This window comes from Ruegeria sp. YKSE079 (genome assembly GCF_059612845.1).
In genome coordinates this window covers 1-22894 of sequence record NZ_JBXWRJ010000034.1, presented here as the reverse complement: position 1 = coordinate 22894, position 22894 = coordinate 1, and the positions used below count along the sequence as shown (strand labels likewise).

22 protein-coding genes and 1 pseudogene are annotated in these 22894 nt (G+C 59.5%); all 23 read right to left on the bottom strand.

Annotated elements, in window-relative coordinates; genetic code table 11:
* Window positions 1-17 precede the first annotated feature (17 nt).
* Window positions 18-311, bottom strand: coding sequence for a transposase (locus AC2FMY_RS21255; RefSeq protein ID WP_496747747.1), 294 nt, complete (start codon window positions 309-311; stop codon window positions 18-20).
* A 151-nt stretch (window positions 312-462) separates the two neighbouring features.
* Window positions 463-1170 carry an IS6 family transposase gene (locus tag AC2FMY_RS21250; RefSeq protein ID WP_496747745.1) on the bottom strand — a complete coding sequence of 236 codons (708 nt, stop codon included), beginning with the start codon at window positions 1168-1170 and terminating at the stop codon, window positions 463-465.
* A 135-nt stretch (window positions 1171-1305) separates the two neighbouring features.
* On the bottom strand, window positions 1306-2262 hold the full coding sequence (locus tag AC2FMY_RS21245) for a BMP family protein (RefSeq protein ID WP_496747744.1): 957 nt from the start codon (window positions 2260-2262) through the stop codon (window positions 1306-1308).
* Window positions 2263-2432: 170 nt separating this feature from the next.
* Complete coding sequence (locus AC2FMY_RS21240; RefSeq protein WP_496747741.1) at window positions 2433-3371, bottom strand: ABC transporter permease; 939 nt, start codon at window positions 3369-3371, stop codon at window positions 2433-2435.
* Window positions 3371-4441 (bottom strand): ABC transporter permease, encoded by a 1071-nt coding sequence (locus tag AC2FMY_RS21235; protein ID WP_496747739.1) that lies wholly within the window; start codon window positions 4439-4441, stop codon window positions 3371-3373. The genes AC2FMY_RS21240 and AC2FMY_RS21235 overlap by 1 nt, the downstream gene beginning before the upstream one ends.
* 1 nt (window position 4442) lies before the next feature.
* Entirely contained in the window at window positions 4443-5963 is a 1521-nt protein-coding gene (locus AC2FMY_RS21230; protein WP_496747737.1) for an ABC transporter ATP-binding protein, read from the bottom strand.
* Between the two features lie 187 nt (window positions 5964-6150).
* Window positions 6151-8448: a nitric oxide reductase activation protein NorD gene (locus AC2FMY_RS21225; protein WP_496747734.1), complete on the bottom strand. Its 2298-nt coding sequence runs from the start codon at window positions 8446-8448 to the stop codon at window positions 6151-6153.
* Between the two features lie 14 nt (window positions 8449-8462).
* Complete coding sequence (locus AC2FMY_RS21220) at window positions 8463-9260, bottom strand: CbbQ/NirQ/NorQ/GpvN family protein (RefSeq protein WP_496747732.1); 798 nt, start codon at window positions 9258-9260, stop codon at window positions 8463-8465.
* A 95-nt stretch (window positions 9261-9355) separates the two neighbouring features.
* Complete coding sequence (locus tag AC2FMY_RS21215; RefSeq protein WP_496747729.1) at window positions 9356-10396, bottom strand: aliphatic amidase; 1041 nt, start codon at window positions 10394-10396, stop codon at window positions 9356-9358.
* A 41-nt stretch (window positions 10397-10437) separates the two neighbouring features.
* Window positions 10438-11136 (bottom strand): urea ABC transporter ATP-binding subunit UrtE, encoded by a 699-nt coding sequence (gene urtE / locus AC2FMY_RS21210; RefSeq protein WP_496747726.1) that lies wholly within the window; start codon window positions 11134-11136, stop codon window positions 10438-10440.
* Window positions 11129-11881, bottom strand: coding sequence for an urea ABC transporter ATP-binding protein UrtD (gene urtD / locus AC2FMY_RS21205; protein ID WP_496747723.1), 753 nt, complete (start codon window positions 11879-11881; stop codon window positions 11129-11131). The genes urtE and urtD overlap by 8 nt, the downstream gene beginning before the upstream one ends.
* Window positions 11878-13002 carry an urea ABC transporter permease subunit UrtC gene (gene urtC, locus AC2FMY_RS21200; protein ID WP_496808032.1) on the bottom strand — a complete coding sequence of 375 codons (1125 nt, stop codon included), beginning with the start codon at window positions 13000-13002 and terminating at the stop codon, window positions 11878-11880. The genes urtD and urtC overlap by 4 nt, the downstream gene beginning before the upstream one ends.
* 29 nt (window positions 13003-13031) lie before the next feature.
* The gene (gene urtB, locus AC2FMY_RS21195) at window positions 13032-13901 is read right to left on the bottom strand and encodes an urea ABC transporter permease subunit UrtB (RefSeq protein WP_496747716.1); all 870 of its coding nucleotides are present in this window, start codon (window positions 13899-13901) and stop codon (window positions 13032-13034) included.
* An 81-nt stretch (window positions 13902-13982) separates the two neighbouring features.
* Window positions 13983-15230 carry a transporter substrate-binding protein gene (locus AC2FMY_RS21190; protein WP_496747714.1) on the bottom strand — a complete coding sequence of 416 codons (1248 nt, stop codon included), beginning with the start codon at window positions 15228-15230 and terminating at the stop codon, window positions 13983-13985.
* 238 nt (window positions 15231-15468) lie between these two features.
* Window positions 15469-16077 carry an ANTAR domain-containing response regulator gene (locus AC2FMY_RS21185; protein ID WP_496808031.1) on the bottom strand — a complete coding sequence of 203 codons (609 nt, stop codon included), beginning with the start codon at window positions 16075-16077 and terminating at the stop codon, window positions 15469-15471.
* A 12-nt stretch (window positions 16078-16089) separates the two neighbouring features.
* Window positions 16090-17226: a transporter substrate-binding domain-containing protein gene (locus tag AC2FMY_RS21180; RefSeq protein WP_496747710.1), complete on the bottom strand. Its 1137-nt coding sequence runs from the start codon at window positions 17224-17226 to the stop codon at window positions 16090-16092.
* 489 nt (window positions 17227-17715) lie between these two features.
* The gene (locus AC2FMY_RS21175) at window positions 17716-18042 is read right to left on the bottom strand and encodes a DMT family transporter (RefSeq protein ID WP_496808030.1); all 327 of its coding nucleotides are present in this window, start codon (window positions 18040-18042) and stop codon (window positions 17716-17718) included.
* A 23-nt stretch (window positions 18043-18065) separates the two neighbouring features.
* Window positions 18066-18599: a peroxiredoxin gene (locus AC2FMY_RS21170; RefSeq protein WP_496808029.1), complete on the bottom strand. Its 534-nt coding sequence runs from the start codon at window positions 18597-18599 to the stop codon at window positions 18066-18068.
* Window positions 18600-18634: 35 nt separating this feature from the next.
* A complete protein-coding gene (locus tag AC2FMY_RS21165; protein WP_496808028.1) occupies window positions 18635-19432 on the bottom strand; it encodes an ABC transporter permease in 798 nt (265 codons plus the stop codon).
* A gap of 3 nt (window positions 19433-19435) precedes the next feature.
* Window positions 19436-20317, bottom strand: coding sequence for an ABC transporter permease (locus tag AC2FMY_RS21160; protein WP_496747700.1), 882 nt, complete (start codon window positions 20315-20317; stop codon window positions 19436-19438).
* Between the two features lie 4 nt (window positions 20318-20321).
* The gene (locus tag AC2FMY_RS21155; protein ID WP_496747696.1) at window positions 20322-21374 is read right to left on the bottom strand and encodes an ABC transporter ATP-binding protein; all 1053 of its coding nucleotides are present in this window, start codon (window positions 21372-21374) and stop codon (window positions 20322-20324) included.
* Window positions 21375-21398: 24 nt separating this feature from the next.
* Window positions 21399-22496, bottom strand: coding sequence for an ABC transporter substrate-binding protein (locus AC2FMY_RS21150; protein ID WP_496747693.1), 1098 nt, complete (start codon window positions 22494-22496; stop codon window positions 21399-21401).
* 163 nt (window positions 22497-22659) lie between these two features.
* Window positions 22660-22894 (bottom strand): annotated as a pseudogene (locus AC2FMY_RS21145) (FMN-dependent NADH-azoreductase); the annotation flags it as partial.

Sequence of the window (22894 nt, the reverse complement as noted above, 5' to 3'; positions counted from 1 at the left end):
CTCAACCATCTTGCGCCTCACTTGCCGATCCTCGGCTTGAGCTTTCGTGACAAAAAATCGTTGGCGACGGCCAGCTCCCCGATCTTCGCATGCAGTTCTTTGACCTGCTCTTCGTCGGTCTCTGGGGACTTCTTTCCGCCGCGTTCAAACACGTCGGACGCGCCTTCCAGCAGAGCGCGTTTCCAACTGTCGATCATCGTGGGATGGACGCCAAATTGGCTGGCAAGTTCAGCCGCAGTTCGCTCACCCTTCAAAGCCTCAAGCGCGACTTTCACCTTGAACTCGGGCGAGTGGTTCTTCCGTTTCGACATCTCTGATCTCCTTTTCGTCGAAGATCAGCAGACAACAAATCGTAGCTTACGTCAGTGTCCGAAATTCAGGGGGTAGCTCATGGATCACCGAGCACACAAGGGTATTGCCAAGTTGTTGGCGGCCGATTGTGAAGCGTTGGAAAGTGCAGGGTTATGCTTCCATTTCAGCGGTGTAGTCGACCCATAGACTGAACGCATCGATGCGGGCGTGACGGTTTGAGGTTGTGGTGAGTTGATAGCGGCGGGGGCGGAATATCAGGTTGATCTGGTCATGCGCGGACAGAAACCTCTGAGCTTGTCGGTGTGACTTGAACCTGCCAAACAACTTCTCTCGCTTTCGCGTCAGCCTGTGCGAAACTTCGATTGCATTATTCAACCCTTTGTGGGCCCGGTGGTCAGCCTGCGGTGCCAAGGTGCTGTTGGGCTTGATGTAGCTGCGCGACTTGTCCGTGATCACGACCCTTGGCTCACCGAACCGAGCGACCAATCTCTTGAAAATCCGTTTGGCCGCCTTCGCATTTCGCCGCGTTTGAACAAGGATGTCGAGAACGCCGTCGGCGTCGATGGCCCGCCACAACCAGTGCTTCTTGCCGCGGATCGTGATAACAACCTCGTCCAAGTGCAATTTGTCATTCGGCTTGGGGCGATCGCGCCGGATGCTGGTCGCAAAATGTGCGCCGAAACGATTGACCCAGAGCCGAACGGTTTTCCGGCTCACGATGACACCCCGTTCCGCCAAGAGATCTTCGACATCCGCAGTGCTCAAGGCAAACCGATGGTATGCCCAGACCGCGTAGGCAATGACCTCACGAGGGTAGCGAAAGCCCTTCAGGCGCGACATCCTGGATGGTTTTTTCATATTCGTCTTCGCAACGCCAGACAACTCGGCAATACCCGGTTGAGCCCTGAACAAGATGGCGCGGACTCCATGGCGCCGGAATGGAAATGCCCCGGGAAGATCCGGGGCATTTCCACATTGGTCGGTGAAGTTCTGTTACCGCGGTTCGACAATCAACTCGCCCGAATTCATCTGTGCGATCAGAGCGTTCACTTCCTGAACGACGTTTTCAGGAATATCCGGGTGGAAAGTTCCAATGCGCATCGCCTGGCTGTTGGACATATCGCCACGGTACAGGTTGCCTTCCAGCTTCCCGGCAACGGCGAGCTCGAGGTAGCTTTTCATGTTGCCGCGCACATCCAGAATGGCCGATTGCAGAATCTCAGGCCATTCGTTGATCGCGTCGCGATAGATGCCAATCCCGTAGACGCCCTTCTCCTGAACTGCCTGCATGGAGCCCAGGGTCGCACTGTCCATCGTCGGCCACACGACATCGGCGCCTTGTGAGATCTGGTTCAGCGCCGCCTCTTTGCCTTTCGCGACATCATCCCAATCGCCGGTCCAGGTAACCAGAACATTGACATCCGGGTTGGCAGCCTTTGCGCCGTTCTCGTAGCCCGCAACAGTGTCATTGGTGAATTTGAACTTCTGCGCGGCAATGACGCCGATGGTACCGGTTTCCGTCATCGAGCCGGCCACATAGCCCATCAGATACGCAATCTGGCTGAAATAGAAATCGGCGTTTGCGATATTCTCCGAGGTTCCCAAGCCGTTGTTGATCATGAACATCGTGTCGGGAAAGCGACCGGCCACCCGCTCTACGGCGTCCTGGAACTCGCCGCCGTGGCCGATGACAAGGCCGTAGCCGCGCCGTGCATAGTCGCTCAGAACTTCGATCTGCTCAGGCTGATGCACGCTTTCGCTGTAGGCGGTTTCAAAGCCAAGATCCTTTCCTGCGTTTGCAAGCCCCTCATACCCGGCCTGGTTCCAGCCATTGTCGGAAACGGACCCCGGCATCACGATGGCTGCACTCTTGATGCCTTCGGCACCGGCCGCAAAGGCCGGCAGGCAAAGCGCGGCAAGACCCGCGGCAACAAAGTTGCGGAATTTCATAGGTATTTCCTCCCTAGCATTTATGCGTCCGACTTTGCGCGTAAGGAGGGGCTGCGAAAAATGATGTTTCCTCAGGGTTAAGATGAGTAAATTGTTGCCGCCGCTCCGGCTGCAACCGCCATCTGCCGGCGCTGAAACCCGATGAGACCGGACCTGAAAAACCGCCCAGCCTACCGCTGCTCCCGGACATAAGCCTCGCCAACCGACGCAGGTGCCCGTGTTTTCCCCACAAGGAAGATCAGGGCCGCCAGGGAGGCCGCATAGGGCAGGATCAGGAACAGCTGGTAGGGCACGTCAGGATTGCTGAACTGCAGTTTGAACTGAACCGCGTCAAAGAACCCGAACAGCAGCGCCGCCGCAATCGCGCCCGCCGGAGACCACCGCCCGAGGATGATCGCCGCCAGTGCGATAAAGCCTTTGCCCGCGCTCATCCCTTCGGTGAAGACATAGACTTGCGACAACACCAGATGCATCCCGCCCAACGCGGCCAAGGCGCCGCTGATTGCCAGCGCAAGGTATTTGAACCGGAACACGGGCACCCCCGCCACATCAGCCGCGCGCGGGTTTTCACCAACGGCCCGGAAATCCAGGCCCGCATTCGACCGGAACAGCCACCACCAGCTCAACCCGCCGATGGCAATAAGAAAGTAGAACAACGGATCCTGCATGAAAAACGCACTGCCAACCACGGGCAGGCTGCTTAGCCCCGGGATCTCCACGACCGAAAATCCGGCGACTCTTGCGCCTCCAGCCATATCCCCAAACACAAGCCGCGCCCCGAAGGCCGTCAATCCAGCCACCAGGATGTTGACGGCCAAACCCGCGACCAATTGGTTGACGCGCAGCCTGATGACCAGCCCGCCCAGCAACAGACCCGTCAGCATCCCGCAAATCAGACCGCAAGCCAGGCCGGCCGCTACGCTTCCCGTAACAAACACCCCCGAAGCCGCCCCCAGGGCGCCTGACAGCATCCCACCTTCCAGGGCGACGTTGTAGGTGCCGCTGCGCTCGGCGAAAACGCCGCCAAGCGCGGCAAATGCAATCGGGGTGCCCAGCCGGACGCTCGAGGCCAGAACATCCGAAATCAAAGCCGCATCAAGACCGGACATTACACGCCTCCTGCAGTTTTTTTCCGTTTCGCCGCAAGGCGTTTCAGCCAGCCGGCGCCGGTTGACTGCTCGCGAACGACCAGGGCGGCCGCAACGCAGATGACAATGATCCCTTCAATCGCCTCAACAACAGCGCCTTCAACGCCGACAGAGCGCTGCATGGTTCCGGCCCCGGCCGAAAGCCCGGCCAAAAAGAAGGCCGCTACTGGGGCCACAATGGGGTTGAGCGCGGCCAGGAAGGCAACCACGATACCGTCGTACCCGTAGCCGTCGCTGAACAGGTGGAACAGCCGGTACTTCAGCCCGGCGACCTCGATTGCACCGGCCAGACCCGCAAGTGCGCCACCGGCAATCATCGACATCATGATATTGCGCTTGGCGTTTACGCCTGCATAGGTGGCCGCCCGGGGGTTTCGCCCGACAAGATCCAGGCGGAAGCCCGAGGGGGTCGAACGGATCCAGAAATAGAGCAAAACCGCAGCCAGCAATCCGATCAGCACGCCAAGATGGGCATCCGAGCGCGGCATGAGGATCGGAAGCTTGAACTGATCCGCGATCTCTTCGGAATAGGGATAGGGCGCGCCCTCGGCCATCAAGGGCCCGGATACGGCATAGCTGACAATGTGAATCGCGACGAAGTTCATCAACAGGGTGACGATCACTTCGTTGGTCCCTTTGTAGGCCCGCAGGTAAGCCGGGAAAGCCGCCCACAGACCGCCCCCGGCAGCGGCCGCGCCAAAGATCGCGATCAGGCCAGGCACCCCAGGCGTATCGGGAATGTTCAACGCGACCAGGGCGCCGAACAGCCCGCCCATGTAAATCTGGCCTTCCCCGCCGATATTGAACACACCCGCCCGCAGCGGCAGGATCACCGCCAGACCGGCCAGCAGCATCGGAGAGGCTTTCACAAGCGTGTTGGAAAGCCCCCAATAATCGAGAAAGGACTCATTGAGGAGGGCGCCGTAGGCGGCCAGAGGATTGTGGCCGTCGATGACGATCAGCACGGCTCCAAGGCTCAGGGCAATCACAATTGCCATAAGGACACGAAACTGAATTTGCTTGGCGTTCATGTCACCTTCCGTTGCTCGCAGTCATCAGCATTCCGATTTCCTGAGAAGAGGTTGCTGCGGGATCGACCACCCCGGTAATTCTGCCAAACGCGATGACGGCCACACGGTCCGACACCTCCAGAACATGTTCCAGTTCGGTCGAGATATAAAGCACCGCAACACCGCGCCGGGACGCCTCGAGGATCTTCCGCTGAACAAAGCGGGTGGCGCCAACGTCCAGCCCCTTTGTCGGCTGGACCACCACCAGCAAACGCGATGCGGTTTCGATTTCCCGCCCCAGGACAACTTTTTGCTGGTTGCCGCCCGACAGCGCCGACGCAGGAAGCGAGGGATCTTTCGGGCGTATGTCATATTCCGAGATCAGCGCGTCAGCATAAGTCCCGATCGCACGCCGGTTCACCAAGCCGCCGTTTCGGAATTTCGGGTCCTGAATGGTGCGAATTGCCGTGTTCTCTGCCACGCTGAGGGACAGAACCAGACCTTCTGCATGGCGGTCTTCCGGAACAAACCCGATGCCAGCCGCAATGCGTTCCGAAATTGTCTGGCCGCTGATGTCCTCACCATCAAGAACGATTGCACCATGGGTTATGTTCAGCAGACCGCCGATCGCTTCAGACAGCTCGCGTTGCCCGTTGCCGTCAATCCCCGCGACCCCCAGGACTTCGCCCTTTGCAATTTCAATGCTGATGTTATCCAGAATGCGGACGCCGTCGTCCGTGACCACAGATACATTGGCCAGCGACAGGGCCACCTCGCTGCTCACAACCCTGCCCGGCTCGCGCAGAACATTCTGCGCCAAGCCGGGTCCGGCATCGCCGCTGCCCATCATCAGCGCGGACATTCTGCGGGTTTCTGTTTCGGAGACTGCCAGATCTCCCTCGATCCGGCCGTGACGCATGATCAGAACCCGGTCGGCAGCCTGCACGATTTCTTCCAGCTTGTGCGTGATCAGAAGAACCGTCAGCCCCTTTTCAACCATGACGCGGATTTCTTCCAGAAACGGCTGCACCTCGGTTGGGGCCAAAACACTGGTCGGCTCATCCAAAATCAGGATCGAAACATTGCGGTACAGTGCTTTGATGATTTCAACCCGCTGTTTCATGCCCACCGGCATGTCTTCGACCTTGGCGGAAAAATCCACCTTGAACCTGAAGTCGGCGCAAATGGCCTCAACATCGCCCAGGGCGCGCGGCGTGCGCTTGGAAGCCGGCAGCCCGATCTGGATATTTTCCAGCGCGGTCATGTTTTCCACCAGGCTGAAATGCTGGTGGATCATGCCAATTCCGTTTTCAAGTGCTACCGAGGGATTTGTCAGCTCGCATGGCGCCCCGTTCAGGGCAACCCTGCCGCGATCCGGCTGATAAAGGCCCATCAGCACACTTGCCAGGCTGGTCTTGCCCGCGCCGTTTTCGCCGAGGATCGCAATGCACTCGCCGCGATTGGCTTCGAAGGTGACCTTGTTCAATGCCTGAACGGCCCCAAAGGCCTTCGAAACCCCGGTGACACTCAATACAGCAGCCAAGACGCCCTCCCCTGCAGCTTGTCCGAAACATGCTGCGGCTTGGTGTTGCGATCAAATGAGATAACCTCAGGATAAAGATGAGTTGCGGTTTCCAACCGCCGCAATACCGCACAAAACGCCCTTGCCTCGCGCAGGCCCCTGCGCCGGGATCCAACGTCTCTTGCGGCCGGCCTGCGGTCGTTCCTCTCTATCCGACAAGGCGGAAATACAGCATGGGCAGGCGTTCGGGCAAACTCTCCAGATCACTGGTTTGAACAATGTTGCGGGCACCAAATATCCGGGGCAGGGCCATATTGTCTTCCCCGTTCAATCCTATCGCAAAAACATCTATGCCGCTCGCGGCCAGTTCCATGACCGCCTTGCGGGTGTCTTCGATCAGATAGTCCGGATCGCTGACATCAATATCCGATGGCTCGCCATCCGTGATGACCAGAACCAGTTTGCGCCGGGTCGTTTGAGCGGCAATCTCTTGACCGGCAAAGCGGAGGGCACCGCCCATGCGTGTGGAATATCCCGGCCGAAGACCGGCAAGCCGGCTTTTGGCCTGATCATTGTAGGGAAAGCCAAAGCTTTTGATCTGATGGTACTTCAACTCGCTGCGGCCATCGGAACAGAACGCGTGCAAGGCAAACGGATCGCCCATGCCATGCATCGCCTCGGCCAGCAGCGCAAGTGCCTCGCGCTGCAGATGATAGATCGACTTGGCGGTGCCGTTGACAAAATCCTTGGTAGATTCCGAGATGTCGAGCAACACCAGAACCGACAGGTCCCGCTGGGAAAAGGCCGTGGTTTCATAAAGGCCGCTATCGGGGATCTGACCGGCGCGCAGGTCAATGCGGTGCCGGATGCAAGCGTCCAGATCCAGCCGGTCGCCTTCGCGCTGCCGTTTCAAACGTTTGATCTGGCCAATCCTGGATTGCCGAACCAGGCTTTCGATCCGTGCTGCCACATCGCTGTGTTTTGCCACGATGGCATCGATGATATGCGGCGGTGCAGTTCTCGGCCGGGGCTCGACAAGAGTCACCCAGCCGGGGCGCAGGCTGCCCGCCTTGCAATCCCATTCCGGCAATTTGCAGATTGGAACCGCCGCATCCTCCTCGGGGTTGACCGGGCGGTGTCTGGCTTCGGTTTCGTCCAGATCGCTCGGCGGTTGCGGATCGGTGTCCGGGCTGTCCTGCTCTTTCTTCTCGATCCGCACCGAGGCCAGCACGGTGTCCAGATCATCTTCCGCATCTTCGGGCGGTTCGCCGAAATCCCATAGGCCCATATTGTCGTCGCGATAGGCCGGTTCGACCACATAGGTCTTGGCGTTGAACTGCAGCCGCATCTGGCCAATATCATTGCCCAGCAGAACGCCGATCCGCCGGATGTCACCGGGGTCCCAATCGGGGCCTGCATTGCGGAACATCATGCGGCCTTTCCGGACCCAGGGGTGATCATCGGCGAAATCCTCATCGATCAGGGCGCGCGCCAGCCTGGCCAGCAGATTGCTGGTGGCCGGCGCCGTGTCGGCCGCCACATAACAGACACCGTTCCGGCCGGTTTCCTGCATCTGGGCATGGCCCGGAACCGTGTGAAATGATTTCCACAAATCCAGCAGGCCGGGATATTTGCGCGCGGCCAGCAGCTCTGCACGGGTATCTTCGAGGATTGAGACCAGCGCGATCTGGACCGGTTTTAGCGCCTTGGGCAGGCGGCGCCCGCCCATATGCTCGATATGCGCGCCGACATGGGTGACCGCGGCCTTGAACAGGCGTTCCGCCTGATCGCTTTGATAGCCCGCATAGCTGACCGGCACCCGGATGAACGTGCCGTCAAAACTGGTGCGGGTATGGGTTTTTCCGTCATTGAAACCCGCCGCCCGCAAGATCACCCGCTTGCGCCAAAGGCCCAGCGGCAGCGAGGTCAGGGTTTTTTCCAGATCGGCCAGCCGGACCGTGCCTGCCTCCAGTTCCAGCACGTGACGCGCGGCAGGGTCTTCCAACGCGAAATAGCTCCGCAGCCGTTCGGGGTCGGCCGCAGAAGAGGACACCCCGGTTGCCATCCAGCGCTGAAACCCGATCGCATCCAGTTTGGCCAGCAAGCTCTGCGACATCTCGCAAACATCCGCCACCTGCCGCGGCGCCGCATCGGTCAGTTGCCGCATCGCGCGCAGCCAGATCACGAAGCTTTCGCCGTCGGGAATTTGCCGGATCGCCGGCCGCAGATTGGCGATGAACGCCCGCGCGGCGTCAGGCCCGGCGTGCAGGCGCAGGTAGTCCGCCGTCTGCAGCAGGGCGCGGAACACCTCAGCTCCGAAAACCTTGCTGATTTCGGCTGCGCTTTCGGCAAAATCCAGCAGAAAGGACCGGCTCAGCACCCTGCCGGGCAGATTCGCCACGGCTTCCTGCCACAGCAGCTGATCCGGTTTGCGCGGCAGGTGCGCGATCGCGGCTGAGGCGATCAGGCCGGTTCCGGCCTCTGCGGGCAAAGTGGCTGTGTCCATCCCCGTCCCGCCTCTTACAGACAGGCCGTGAACATGTCGTTCAGGGCTTTGCGCGCATCCCGGTCATCGGTGATCGGCAGGATGATCGCGGTTTGAGCGGCTTCCTTGATGCCCAGCCCCTGGCTGTGCAGCCGCCCGGCCTGTATCAGCATCCGGGTTGAGGCGCCTTCGGCCAGCGTGTGGCCTTTGACATTGCGCGAGCATTCTCCGAATTTGACCAGCGTCTTGGCCAGATCCAGGCCCACATTTGCCTCTTGCGCGATGATCGCCGCCTCATGCGCCTCATCCGGATAATCGAAATCCAGCGCAGCAAAACGCTGTTTGGTGGATTCCTTGAGATCCTTCAGCACGCTCTGATAGCCGGGGTTGTAAGAAATCACGAGGTGGAAATCCGGGTGCGCCTGCACCAGCTCGTTCTTCTTGTCCAACGGCAGAATGCGTCGGTCATCGGTCAGGGGGTGGATCACCACAGTGGTGTCCTGCCGGGCTTCGACAATCTCGTCCAGATAACAGATCGCGCCATGGCGCACTGCCAGCGTCAGCGGACCGTCATGCCAGACCGTGCCTTCCGCATCCAGCAGATACCGGCCCACCAAGTCCGAGGCCGTCATATCCTCATGGCAGGCGACGGTGATGACCGGTTTGCCCAGTTTCCACGCCATATGTTCGACAAACCGCGTTTTGCCGCACCCGGTCGGCCCCTTCAGCATCAGGGGAATCCGATCCTTGTGGGCCGCCTCGAAAGTGGCAATCTCATTACCCGAAGCGTGGTAGAAGGGTTCGTCTTGAATTTTGTAGGTTTCCAGATTCATGGTGACACTGCTTTTTTAAAGGGGGCTGGCAGAGGGCTGCCGTCAGTGAATAGGGGTGCAGCCCCCAATACGGGGGCTGCCGGGTCAGATGAAATTCACCTGTGCACTTTGGTCTTGTCGTTGGTGATGCCGGGGATCGGGGCCTCGGACGTGCCGGGGGTGGAACGGGTCAGCGCCTCGACCATTTCGCGGGTGCCCTCGGGGTCGTTGACCCATTTCGAGTAGAAATTATAGGGGCAGGCCGCGACGCCGTTTTCATTCTCGCCCGATTTCCCCATGCCGGTGTAACCACGGTGCAGGAGCTTATACAGGTGGTTCTGCGACTGGCCGTTCTTGCGCGCGTCGCGGATCAACGAGGTCGACAGCTGCGCATATTGGATGCCCATCTCCTCCTCGCCGCATTCGCCCAGGGTGCGGCCGTCGAAGCCGATAATCGCGGAATGCCCGAAATAGGAATAGACCCCGTCGAAACCTGCCGCATTGGCCACCGCCACATAGCAGTTATTGGCCCAGGCCATCGCCTTGGACATCACCACCTGCTGATCCTTGGAGGGGTACATATAGCCCTGACAGCGCACGATCAGCTCCGCCCCGCGCATCGCGCAATCGCGCCAGATCTCGGGATAATTCCCGTCGTCGCAGATAATCAGGCTGATCTTCAGCCCCTTGGGCCCCTCGGAGACATAGGTGCAATCGCCCGGCATCCAGCCCTCAATCGGCACCCAGGGCATGATCTTGCGGTATTTCTGCACGATCTCGCCCTTGTTGTTCATCAGGATCAGCGTGTTGTAGGGCGCCTTGCTGGGATGTTCCTCATGCCGCTCCCCGGTGATCGAAAACACGCCCCACACATCAGCCTTGCGGCAGGCTTCGGCGAAAATCTCGGTCTCATCCCCCGGCACAGTCGAGGCGGTTTCGTACATCTCCTTCGGGTCGTACATGATGCCGTGCGTCGAATATTCAGGGAAGATCACCAGATCCATACCCGGCAGGCCGACCTTCATGCCTTTGATCATCTCAGCGATTTTATGCGCGTTCTCAAGCACCTCTGCCTTGGTATGAAGGCGCGGCATTTTATAGTTGACGACGGCAACGCCGACGCTGTCGTTACTGCTGGAAATGTCACCGTGTTGCATGGAGTCCTCCTGTTGGTTTCATGCGGTTTTCTATGGGTTGGTCAGACGGCCATGTGTTCGTGCACCAGATCATCGCTCAGCTCGGCTATCGGGCCGGATGACACGACTGAACCCTTTTCAAGGATCACGAACCGTTGGCTTGCCCGGCGCGAGAACTTGATGTCCTGCTCGACCAGCAGAATGGTGATATTGTGGTCGCGGTTGAGCGAAATGATCGCGTCTTCGATCTGTTCCACGATATTTGGCTGAATGCCCTCGGTCGGTTCATCCAGCACGATCACCTTGGGGTCCGTCAGCAGGGCGCGGCCGATGGCCAGTTGCTGTTGCTGTCCGCCGGACAGGTTGCCGCCCTTGCGGTTGATGAATTCCTTGAGGATCGGAAACATCTCAAAGACCGTTTCCTGCAACTCCTGCCCGCGGCCGCTGGTGCGGGCAAAACCGCCCATGTTCAGGTTCTCGCCCACGGTGAATTGCGGCAGGATCCCCCTGCCCTGCGGAACATAGCCAATCCCGGCCTTGGCGCGTTCATGGGTGGGCATCCGGCTCAGGTCCTGCCCATCGAACAGGATGGCCCCTTCGGTCCTGTCCAAAAGGCCGAAGATCGCCCGCATCAATGTGGTTTTGCCCACCCCATTGCGCCCCAGCACCGACAGAAACTCGCGGTCTTCCACATCAATGCTGATGTCCTTGATCGCACGGGAGTTGCCGTAGTACCCGTTCAGGTTCTTCAGATTAAGCATCTTCAATTCCAATCGATCCCAGATAGACTTCTTTGACCTTGGCGTTGTTGCTGATCTCAGCGGTACTGCCTTCGGCCAGCAAAGATCCCTGATGCATCACCGACAGGACGTCGCCGATTTCGCGGACAAACCCCATGTCGTGTTCCACCACGATCAGCGTGTGCTTGCCCTTGAGGCGATTGCAGATCTCGGCGGTTTTTTGAGTTTCGCCGATGGTCATTCCGGCTGTGGGCTCATCCAGCAGGATCAGCTCGCTGTCCTGCGCCAGCAGCAGTGCGATCTCCAGCCACTGGGTTTGCCCGTGCGACAGGAAAGCCGCGGTCTTGTCCAGCGCGTCCTGCAGGCCCACGAATTCCGCAAGCACCTCAAGCCCGTCGGAATCCGCCGATTGCGCGCGCCTGAACAGGTTCTTGAAAACCCCCACTTCGCGGCATTGCGCAACCTCAAGGTTCTGACGCACGGTCAGCTGCTTGAACACGCTGGGCACCTGGAATTTCCGCCCGATGCCGGCCCGGGCGATAATGTGCTCCTCGGCATCAGCCAGTTCCTGGCCGCGGTATTTGATCGACCCGCTGGTGGGTTTCGTCTTGCCGCAGATCAGATCCAGCGCCGTGGTCTTGCCCGCCCCGTTGGGGCCGATCAGGCAGCGCAACTCGCCTTGTTTGATGTCCAGGCTCAGATCGGTCACGGCCTTGAACCCGCCGAACTGAACGCAAAGGCTGTCGATATTCAGATGGCCGCTCATGACTGCTCCGCTTTCGATCTGATGGTCACAATGTCGCCGGCTGCGGTCTGTGCCCCGCCGCCTTGGGGTTTGCGAGCGAACCGGGCTTTGACAGCGTCCAGAAAACCAGCCAGCCCGTTCGGCAGGAACAGAACGATCACCACGAACAGGAAACCCATGATCAGGGTCCAGGTATCCAGGAACAGCTCGGTTTCAGACAATGCGCCCTGCACACCCGAAACCAGCATCGCCCCTAGAGCGGCGCCCAACAGGCTTTGCCGTCCGCCAACAGCGCACCAAATCACGATCGACAAGCTCAGCGGCACACCCAGGAAAGTGGGTGAAGCGAACTCCATCACCACGGTGTAAAGCATCCCCGCCAGCCCCGCGATGGCAGCAGAGACACACATGGCCAGCGTCTTGTAGCTTGCCACGTCATAGCCAAAGAACCGCACGCGGTTTTCTTCGTCGCGGATCGCCTGAAAGATCAGACCCGTTTTGCTGTTGGTCAGGACCAGGCCGCCAAACAGGCTTGCCGACAGGCAGGCCGCGACCAGGTAGTAGGTGCTTTTGGAATAGGCATCGAACTCGACCCCGAACAGCTCCAGCTGGGCCAGGTCGGTAATGCCGTTGAAGCCGCCGGTATAGGATTGCTGGTCGATGATCAACAGGTTCACCACAACAAGCGTGGCCAGCGTGATGATGGCGACGAACACGCCGGTGATGCGTCCTCTGAACATGAACCAGCCAATGAAGCCAGCCAGAACCACCGGCAGCAGGATTCCCGCCAGCAGGGTGAAGGTCATGGAATAAAACGGCTGCCAGAACCACGGCAACGTCTCGACATTGTTCCAGACCATAAAGTCCGGCAAACCCTCCGATCCGGTATGCACCGGCACGGTGCGCAGTTTCAGCGCCATCGCCATGCAGTAGGACCCAAGCCCGAAGCTGAGCCCTTGCCCAAGGTTCAGGATACCGGCATAGCCCCAGGACAGGCACAGCGCCATCGACACCATGCCAAAGACCAGATAGCGCGAGTAGCGGTTGAGCAGAAAGTCATTGTCCAGGATCGTGGGCAGCGCAAAAAGCGCAAGGCACACAAGGCCATAGACGGCAACCTGATTAGTGGTTCGGCGTGTCATGCCAAAAAGCCCATTGGTTTTCATGGCACTCACCCCCGCACCTTGAAAGCAAACAGGCCCTGCGGGCGGAACCGGATCAGCACGATGATGATGAGCAGCACCACCGCCTTGGCGATGGTGTCGTTCCAGACATAGCCCAGGCTGCCCGTCGCCTCGCCCAGCAGAAAGGCGCTGGCGGCGGTGCCGAACAGGCTTTGCACCCCGCCCAGAACCACGACGAAAAAGGCGTCGACCACATAGGTGGTTCCCATTTCGGGCGCGACACTCTTGAGCGGCGCGATCAGCGCTCCGGCCAGCCCGGCCAGCCCGGCGCCATAGGCGAAGGTCAGTGAATAAACCCGGCCGGAATTTACCCCGAAACACGATGCGATGCCGGGGTCCTGCACAACCGCGCGCAGTTTCGATCCGAATTCAGTCTTGAACATTAAGAACCAAGTCATCGCAAACAACGCTGCGACAAAACCCAACATGAACACCCGATAGCCAGAGACGTCCGTGCCCAGAATACTCACCGTCCCCGATAGGACGCTGGGCATCTCGACATAACGCAGCTCGCCCCCGGCGATCAGCCGCACCACCTGTTGCAGGATGATACCGATGCCCCATGTGGCCAGAATTGTATCCAGCGGCCGCGAATACAGATGCCGGATCACGCTGCGTTCGATCAGGAACCCCAGCAGCCCGACCCCGAAGAAGACGATGACCAGGCTTCCCAGGGTGCCGACGCCGAAAAACGTGTTCATCGCCCAGGCCCCATAGGCCCCCAGCATGATGAACTCTCCATGCGCCATGTTGATGATGCCCATCGATCCGTAGATGATCGCCAGACCAAGCGCGACAAGCAGAAGTATTGACCCGATGCTGAGACCGGTGATGAGGTTTTGTAAGAGGAAGTCCATGGGATACCCGCGTTGAGTGGTTGCCGGGGGCCGGCGGAACGGCGGAACACGGCCGCCATCCCATCGGGCCATCTGCCTGCGTCAGGCCTTGATCAGGCCGCTTTCGGCGCAGGTCTGATCCGGGTAGGCAGCATAGGGAACGGGCTTTTGCCATTCCTTGGAATCCTGCAGCACCTCGAATTGGCCGTCGGACTTCGCCACTGCGATTTTGGGCCACAGCCAGGTGTGCAGATTATCGCCCTCCAGGCGGATCTTGCCCTGCGGTGCGATCGTTTCCTGCCCTTTGATCGCTTCGCGGATGTTCTGCGGGCTGATGTCGCTGGCGGCCAGCTGCTCGACGGCCTGCTTGAACAGGTAAACCTGGAAATAGGACGGCTCGGACACGAAATGGGTCACCTTGTCGCCCCCCCAGCGCGCGCGGTATGCCTCAACGAATTTCTCGTTCTCCGGCGACTGGTGCACCATGAAATAGGGCGCCGAGGTAAAGTGGCCCGCAGCCGCATCGCCGCCCATCGCCGCCACTTCGTTTTCGGATGTGGTCAGGCTGGCCATTGGCATCTTTTCAGGATCCAGACCCGCCGCGCGATACTGACGATGCAGCGCCACAACGGAATCGCCCACCACGGTTGAGAAGATCACATCCGGCTGCGTTGCCTTGATCTTGTTGATGACCGAGCTGAATTCGGAATGGCCCAGCGGCACGTATTCTTCGTTCACCACTTCGCCGCCCAGTTCCGCCAGCAGTTTTTTGCAATAATTGTTTTCTTCTTTCGGATAGATGTAGTTCGACCCGATCAGGAAGAATTTCTTGCCGAAGTTTTTCACCAGCCAGGGGATGAACTCATCCTGCTGCTGATTCGGGACGGCGCCGGTATAGACAACGTTTTTCGAACACTCCCGGCCCTCATACAGGGTCGGATAGAAATACAGGTTGTCGCGTTTTTCAAAGACCGGCAGAACCGCCTTGCGGCTGGCGGAGGTGTAGGATCCGAACACCGACACGCAATTGTCGCCCACTACCAGCTTGCGCGCCTTGGACGCGAAAGTGGCCGGGTCCGAGGCCGGATCCTCGACAATCGGATTGATCCGCATTCCGTTGATGCCGCCGGCATCGTTGATCTCTTCAATGGCCAGCAGGGTCGCCTTGTTCAGGGACTCTTCGATAATGCCCGTGGTGCCGGTCAGCGAGAACAGAACCCCCACATTGATCTCGCCATTTGCGGCATAGGCCATGCCGGCATTCTTGCTCCAGATATGGGGGGTGCCAATGGCGGCAGCGGTTGCGAAGGCACCGGACGTCTTCAGCAAATTACGACGTGTGATCGACATTTTTTCTTCCCTGTTGACGCAAAAAAGCCCCCGAACAGACCAGCGGTCTGGTTCGGAGGCTTTTTTGCCGTTTCCATTTTTTGCAGCGTTTTTGCTGCCCTGATTTTTCAGGTGTGAAAAGGCTGCATCACTTCGAAATTTGAGTCAATTGTGAAAATTCGAAAAATATGCCGCACCTGCGCAATCAAATTAATTTCATTTATTTTAATGAGTTATGCGGAGTATCTGCAAAAAGCGCTCAGATTTTCGAAGATTCGATGATGTATCTCGCAACCGCAGAAATTGAGGTTTGCGACTGCATCGCGGACTGTCTGATCTGCCGATAGGCGGTGTCTCCATCGACCTCTTGCTCTGCCATGACGATCAGTTTTGCCCGTTCAATGTCGCGCATGGTGCGCACAACGCCGTCCAGCTTCGCCACCCGGTCCAGCATCCGCCTTTCATAGCGGTAATGACTCCAGGCCAATTTGACCGCAGTGGTTAGAAACCCGCCCTGAAACGGTTTCTGAACCACGGCGTGAGCGGCGCAAGCAACCAGCAGGTTGTCGTCATACCACTGGCCCGACGGCACCAGCACGATCAGCGCCGCCTTGGCATCCCCCGCGACCCAGGGGATCAGATCGACCAATTGCGGAAAATAATCGCAGATCAGGATGTCCATATCGGCATCCAAACGGCCTGCGGGCGGGGGCCACATGCAAGACACTTCCATCCGCTGCCTTTGCAGGGCGCGGATCTGCTCATCCGTGGCGGCATCGCGTTTGCAGCACATCGTCACCCGCAGGTTGGACAGATTGACGAGGCCGGATGAGCAGCCGGGTTTTCTGGCCCCCTGGCGTGGTTTCACAATTCGATCCCCCTAGGCGCGCGCGTCATGCAGGTTGACCAGATAGGGGTCGCTGGCCACCGCCTGCATCGACTCCCAGACAATCTCGAACTGGCCAAGGCGGGTCACACGCCCAACCCTGACCCAAAGATCCGTGTGCGAGTTGTTTTCGTTGATACTGACCCTGCCCTGCGGCGCGTCAAAGCTTTGGCCCAAAACCATGGGTCGCAGAATGTCGGGATCCAGCGTATTGGTCATCTCAAGCGCCTTGGCGAACATGTGAACCTGAAAATACGCCGCTTCGGCACACATGTTGATGGCTTCGGCATCGCCGTACATATCCCGGTAGAGCTTGAGAAACTTGGAATTCCGGTCGCTGTTGAGGCTTTGAAAATAGGGCGCGGCGGTGATGTGTTTTTCGCCCACATCCGCGCCCATGGCCTGCACTTCGGCCTCGGTCGTGGTCAGGCTGGCAATCGGGACGGTGTTGGGATCGAGATTGAAGTCATTATACGTCTGATACAGGTAGACCGTCGCCATGCCGACCACAGTCGAGAATATCACATTCGGCTGCGCCCGTTTGATCTCGCGCATCACCGCAAAGAAATCCTCGCGCCTTGCATTCAGCGGCACGTACTTTTCGCCTGCCAGCTTTCCGCCGCGGCTTTCCAGCAGCTCGCGCATGACCCTGTTGGTTTCATGCGGATAGATATAGTCGGAACCGATGAAATAGAAGCGATCCCCATAGGTGTTGATCAGATACTCGATCAGCGCGGTTGAATTCTGGTTGGGGGCCGCTCCGGTATAGATCACATTGGGTGAATATTCGAACCCCTCATACAGCGTCGGGTACCACAGCAGCCCGTTCAGACGCTCAACAACCGGCAGCACCGCCTTGCGGCTGGACGAGGTGTAGCATCCGAAAATGGTCGACACGCCATCATTGGCCATCATCCTATGCGCGTGAGTCCGGAACAGGGCGTTTTGCGAGGCCGGATCGTAGATGACTGGTTCGACTTCGCGGCCGTTGATGCCGCCATTGTCATTCAGTTCTTTCACGGCCACCATGGTGCCGCGAAACTGCGTCTCTTCGATCAGCGCCATATAGCCGGTCTGGGAAAACAGCATCCCGACCTTCCATGGCTCATCCGTGTGCCTGTTTGAAATCACGTCAGCGATACCACGGCTCCTTCCCTTTTCCAGTCTCTATCCGGAGGCTTCCCCCGCGTCCCTGCGATAGCTGGAGACCAGCCGGGGCAAAGCGCCGGACTGCTCTGCGCGCTTTGGAAACAGCATTGCGCTCTCCGCGGCTTGACGCAGCACAGTATAGGGCGCGTTCAACCCCGCCATGATGAGTTTTTCACACCTCCAGCTTTCGAATTGCTCAGCCGATACAGGCTTGACTCGGAAATAAGTCTGAAATTTTTCCGCAGGACTCGCCTGCCGCCGCAGAGGCGGCTTCAAACCAGACTTTAAACGCCCAAGCCTTGCGCACCGCGGCGGGCCGGGGCTGAGGCAGACCGGCCCGTGATTGCAAACGGCTCCCCAGAAGACCCGGCTGGCGCCAATCAGCAGCCCGAAGCTCTCCCTCTGTGCCATCGCGTTCGCCGCAAACGTCATGTTCCGCTTGGGAAACAGGAACGGGCCCTGGCGCAAGGCTCACGAACTGACCTTGAACAGCACCACTCCCGATACAATAAGGGCCAGCGCCAGCATCCGGCCCGCCGTTGCGGCCTCGGCAAAGACCATGACGCCGATCAGAAAAGTGCCCGCCGCGCCGATCCCGGTCCAGACCGCATAAGCGGTGCCGATGGGAATGGCCCTTTGCGCCAGAAACAGGAAAAACCCGCTGGCCACCATGCTGCTGACAGCAAAGGCGATCCAATACCAATTCGTGCCATTCTCGCCCGATCCGTTCTTGAGCCCGATGGGCCAGCCGATTTCAAACGCCCCGGCAAGGATCAGGATTAACCAATGATATGTCATGCAAACAGCTCCGCTTTGAGTGCTCAACCCGTTGGATTTTCCTTCAGCCAGGACAGCAGCGATCCTGCATCGGAGGCGGCCATCGGCGCGTCCGGGGCATTGTCGCCAAAGCCGGGTTCGGGCAACAGGCATTCGATGCGCCCGTCATTCACGACCATGGCATAACGCCAGCTACGCAACCCCATCCCATCGGCGGTGTATTCCACCAGCATCCCCATTCTGCGGGTGAAATCGGCATTGCCATCCGGAATCATCTGGACCTTTTCGATGCCCTGGGCCTGCCCCCAGCGGAACATGACAAAAGCGTCGTTCACGGACAGGCAATAGATCTCATCAATGCCCTGGGCCCGGATCTCATCGTAATGTGCTTCGAACCCGGGCAGGTGTTCATCCGAACAGACCGGCGAGAACGCCGCCGGGACGGCGAAAATGACGATCCTGCGGCCTGCGCACAGATCCTGCGCTGTGGTCGTGCGCCACTCAAACGGGTTTTCCAGGCTTGGGCTGTCAACGCGAACCCGCGTCTGGAACGTGGCAGGCGGAACGGCAGCGCGCATCTTTGTGCTCCTTTGCGGCAGGGTTCGGCGGGCGCTCAATCAGCTTTATCCAGCGCGCCGACCATTTTCAGAAGGTCCCCGAACCGGGCCACGGTCAGGAACAGCCCCGCCGCCGCCAGCACCGCAAAGACCGACACCGCCGCCATCGCCGGGGAGTAGCCGTAGCGCAGCGAATTCACCACCTTGATGGGCAGCGTTTCAACGGTGAAGCCTGCTACCATGAAGGCGATGATGTATTCGTTCATGCTGAGGACGAAACAAAAGGCCGAGGCGCCAAAGATATAAGGCAGGATCAGCGGCAGGATGACTGTTCGAAAAACCGCGCCCTCGCTGGCGCCAAGGGATGAGGCGGCATCGAGATAGGCGTCATCAATGGTTTCCAACCCTAAGGAAATCATCATCAGCGGGATCGTCACCAGAAACACCGAATGCGAGATCGTGGTGGCCCAGAACGAGCCATAGCCGCCAATCTCGGACCAGAAGATCAGGAAACCCAGCGCCGAGGTGACGGGCGGCAGCATGAAGGGCACCAGCCCCAGGCCGAACAGCGCCTTGGCGAACAGCACCCGGTGACGCCACAGCATGAAGCTGATCGGCAGCGCGATGCAAACCGCCACCACCGTCGCAATCGCCGCCACCATCAGGCTGGTGCCGATGGGACCCAGCCATTCCGGACTGCTCAGCACATCCTTGTACCAGCCCAGCCCGAAACCGCGCGGCGGAAAGTAAAGCCGCTTCTTTTCATTGAACGACACGCCGGCCACCACGATGAAGGGCAGCATTAGAAACAGCGCTACGGCAAAGACATAGAGTTTTCCAAGACGGGTGTGCATGGCCTAGCCTTCGGTCTTTCTGGTCAGCCTGCCGACCCCGGTGATCAGCGCAAAGCAGATGATGCACAGGAACACGGACATGGCGGCGGCAAAGGGAATGTTGGACTTATAGATCGCCTGATCGGTGATCAGCACCGACAGGGTCCAGTCTGCCGGACGGCCCAGCATCTGCGGGAACAGATAGGCCCCCAGGGCAAAGACAAAGACCAGTACCAGGGCCGAGATGATTGTCCCCCGCAGCGCCGGGACCACCACGGTAAAGAACGACCTGATCGGCCCCGCGCCCAGGGTCGAGGCGGCTTCGGGCAGGCTGCGGTCAAAACGCGAGATCGGCGGATAGATCGTCAGCACTGCAAAGGGAAAACAGAAATGCAGCATGGCGATCATGATCGCGGCCCGGCTGGGATAATAGGACACGGGCCGGTCCAGGATGCCCAGCCAGACCAGCGCATTCGAGACCCCCGCTGTGCGCGACAGAAGGATGGTCCAGCTGAAACCCAGAATAACCTCGGAAAGGGTCAGGATGCACAGCAGCAGGATAACGACAGGCACCTGAATGCCCCGCCCCATCCGCGACACCAGATAAGTGAAGGGCACCGCCAGGCTGACACAAACCACTGAAATCAAGGCGCAAAGGGTCAGCGACCGACCCAGCGCCGTCAAGAAGACAGGATCAAAGAACGCGGCATAGTTGGTCAGCACGAAATCGGGTTCATAGAACCCGTCCGGCACCCGGTAATAGAAGCTGACCGCCCCCATGATCAGGAACGGGCACAGGAAAAAGACCAGCAGCATAATTCCCGGCGGAATCAGGATAAGGGTTTTGCGGTCTACCCGCCAGAACCGGGGCATGGGCTGGGGAACTGCGGTATCCTGAGTTGTCATTGGTTCACGCCTGGATCAGATGGGCGGTTTCGGGGATGTTCAGATGCATCTTGTCCCCAACGCTGTAGCCCAGCGGCCGGCCCGGGGATTCCTTGACCAGAAACTCATACGCGCCTGCCTTTGCCAGCACCTCGATCTCGGACCCCAGATCCCGGATCAGACTGACATCGACCTCAATCGCGTTGCGCGTTTGCGCCGATTGCGGAGTAAGCCGCAGCTGTTCCGGGCGCAGGCACAAAAGACCCGGCGTCAGATCGCGCGCGGCCCAATGCGGCGGCTGCACCTTCAAGCTCTGCCCGTTGAATTCAAACGAGCCGTCCGTGCGTGCGATACCCTGCAAAAGGGTCGAGGTTCCGACAAAATCGGCCACAAATGGCGTCGCCGGTCTGCGATATATCTCCAGCGGGCTGCCGACCTGCTGGATCGCGCCCTGATCAATCACCACAATTACATCCGACATGGTCATCGCCTCGCGCTGATCGTGCGTGACCACGATGGTGGTGATGCCCAGCGACTGCTGCAGGTCGCACAGCTCGGTCTGCATATGTTCGCGCAGCTTGGCGTCCAGCGCCGACAGCGGCTCGTCCAGCAGGAACAGGCGCGGCTCCATCGCCAGCGCCCGCGCGATCGACACGCGCTGCTGCTGGCCGCCCGACAGCTGTTTGACCGGCCGGTCCGCGACATGCGGCAGCTTGATCAGCTCCAGCAGCTCTTCGGCCCGCGCCCGACGCTCTGCCTTGGGGCGTTTCTGCAGTTTCAGCCCGTATGAGATGTTTTCCCACACGTTCAGATGCGGAAACAGGGCGTAATTCTGAAACACCATGCCCACATTGCGTTTGTAGGCCGGCAGCCTGGTGACATCTTCGCCATCAAACCGGATGACGCCTTCAGAGGCGTTGTCCAGGCCGGCGACCAGCCTGAACATAGTGCTTTTCCCACTGCCCGAAGGCCCAAGAAAGGTGATCAACTTGCCCGCGGGCAACGACAGGCTGATGTCTTTCAAGGCTTCGAAACTGCCGAAGCGCTTCCAGACATGTTCCAAGGTGAGTGCGGTCATTATCCTGGGCCTTGGTTAGTCAGATCAGGAGATAGCGCGCGAGAACTCTGTCGCCGTCCAGTCGCCCCAATCGGTATAAAGGTGATAGGCAGGCGCAATAGTGTCCTTGCTGGTCGAAACCTGATCCCATTCCTCATCGGTCAGATCGGTGGTATCCTTGGGCACCACGGGGCCGCCGCCCAGATTGCGCGCCAGCAAGGCCTGCACCGGCGGATCCAGCGTGTAGTTCAGGAATTCATGCGCCTGATCGCGCAGCGCGGTGCCTTTGGAGATGCCCCAATAGGCCGGGTTCTTGACGGCGCCTTCCTTTGGGAAAATGCGGTCGATCCCGATCCCTTCGGCCTGCGCCACCGTGGCGACGTCATTGTAATAGATGCCAATCGGCAACTCGCCGGTCTCCAGACCGTTCTGGAACTGCGCCTCATCCCGGTACCACAGGGCAACTGTGTTCTTCAGCTCGGCCACTTTGGCCAGCACTTCCATCACACCTTCCTTGGTTTGCAGGATGTCCGGCCCGCCGAAATAAGTCGCGGCGGTGATGTCGATGATGTTGGAAATCTCGGGCTGCGCCATCACCCCGGCCAAACCTGCATTCGCCGGGTTCCACAGTTCGGTCCAGCTGGTCGGCGTTTCGGGGAAATCCTCGCGCAGGGTGACAAGGATGTTGAAGTAGAAGAACCAGGCCACGCCGTTGGGCATCCCTTCGGCGGTTTCGCTGACGCCCTGGACCTCGGGCAGGTATTTGGCGTTGGGGATGCGCGACATGTCCAGCGGCTCGATGATCCCGGCATTGGTGGCGCGCACCATCGGGATCGGGATCAGGGCCGAAACGTCCAGGGGCACGTTGCCTGCCCGGATCGCCTGCGCCAGCTGCACCACCTGCGCGTCGCCGTTCGGGGTGCCGATGGATTGCACTTCGATGCCCGTGGCGGCGGTGAACTCGGGATACAGCTTGTCGGCCAGAACCTCTTCGAAGAACCCGCCCCAGGACCCGACTTTCAGCGGCTCGGACTGGGCGTGAACAAACGGCGCGTAGAGCCCCGGAACAGCTGCCAGCGCGCCGGTCGCGGCAGAGCGCTTGATGAACTGTCTGCGGTTGATCGTCCCTTTTATGCGTGTCACGTCACTTTCCTCCATTATGCGCCCCGGATTGTGAGGACAGGGCCGGGCCGATCTCAAACGAGATTAATTCATGCCCAAGATGAGCTCGGCTCGGCACTCCCTGAAAACGGCGACAGCGACCCCCCAGGGTCGCTGTCTTGACGCGGTTGACCGGCGACGGGGGTCAGGCGGCGACCTGCGCAGCCACGACCTTGGTCCGGGCCTTGGCCTGGGCCACCGAGTCGTCGAACCGGGCATCGCCGAATTCCTGGTACTCGATGGCGATGGTCTCCATGTTCGCGGCATCCGCGCCCAGGTAATGCGCGCTGGCGCGGATCGCCGGGTCCAGCCCGTTCAGATGCGCGCGCTCGCCGCCCTCGGCAAAGCCGAACTCGCCGCGCGAGGACAGGACGATCAGC

Coding starts and splice junctions, on each gene's coding strand:
- AC2FMY_RS21215 (WP_496747729.1), bottom strand. CDS start 10,396: ATGCAACACGGTGACATTTCCAGCAGTAACGACAGCGTCGGCGTTGCC.
- AC2FMY_RS21155 (WP_496747696.1), bottom strand. CDS start 21,374: ATGACCGCACTCACCTTGGAACATGTCTGGAAGCGCTTCGGCAGTTTC.
- urtC (WP_496808032.1), bottom strand. CDS start 13,002: ATGACACGCCGAACCACTAATCAGGTTGCCGTCTATGGCCTTGTGTGC.
- AC2FMY_RS21160 (WP_496747700.1), bottom strand. CDS start 20,317: ATGACAACTCAGGATACCGCAGTTCCCCAGCCCATGCCCCGGTTCTGG.
- AC2FMY_RS21225 (WP_496747734.1), bottom strand. CDS start 8,448: ATGGACACAGCCACTTTGCCCGCAGAGGCCGGAACCGGCCTGATCGCC.
- AC2FMY_RS21190 (WP_496747714.1), bottom strand. CDS start 15,230: ATGTCGATCACACGTCGTAATTTGCTGAAGACGTCCGGTGCCTTCGCA.
- AC2FMY_RS21165 (WP_496808028.1), bottom strand. CDS start 19,432: ATGCACACCCGTCTTGGAAAACTCTATGTCTTTGCCGTAGCGCTGTTT.
- AC2FMY_RS21175 (WP_496808030.1), bottom strand. CDS start 18,042: ATGACATATCATTGGTTAATCCTGATCCTTGCCGGGGCGTTTGAAATC.
- urtD (WP_496747723.1), bottom strand. CDS start 11,881: ATGAGCGGCCATCTGAATATCGACAGCCTTTGCGTTCAGTTCGGCGGG.
- AC2FMY_RS21235 (WP_496747739.1), bottom strand. CDS start 4,441: ATGAACGCCAAGCAAATTCAGTTTCGTGTCCTTATGGCAATTGTGATT.
- urtE (WP_496747726.1), bottom strand. CDS start 11,136: ATGCTTAATCTGAAGAACCTGAACGGGTACTACGGCAACTCCCGTGCG.
- AC2FMY_RS21220 (WP_496747732.1), bottom strand. CDS start 9,260: ATGAATCTGGAAACCTACAAAATTCAAGACGAACCCTTCTACCACGCT.
- AC2FMY_RS21170 (WP_496808029.1), bottom strand. CDS start 18,599: ATGCGCGCTGCCGTTCCGCCTGCCACGTTCCAGACGCGGGTTCGCGTT.
- AC2FMY_RS21240 (WP_496747741.1), bottom strand. CDS start 3,371: ATGTCCGGTCTTGATGCGGCTTTGATTTCGGATGTTCTGGCCTCGAGC.
- AC2FMY_RS21255 (WP_496747747.1), bottom strand. CDS start 311: ATGTCGAAACGGAAGAACCACTCGCCCGAGTTCAAGGTGAAAGTCGCG.
- AC2FMY_RS21250 (WP_496747745.1), bottom strand. CDS start 1,170: ATGAAAAAACCATCCAGGATGTCGCGCCTGAAGGGCTTTCGCTACCCT.
- urtB (WP_496747716.1), bottom strand. CDS start 13,901: ATGGACTTCCTCTTACAAAACCTCATCACCGGTCTCAGCATCGGGTCA.
- AC2FMY_RS21245 (WP_496747744.1), bottom strand. CDS start 2,262: ATGAAATTCCGCAACTTTGTTGCCGCGGGTCTTGCCGCGCTTTGCCTG.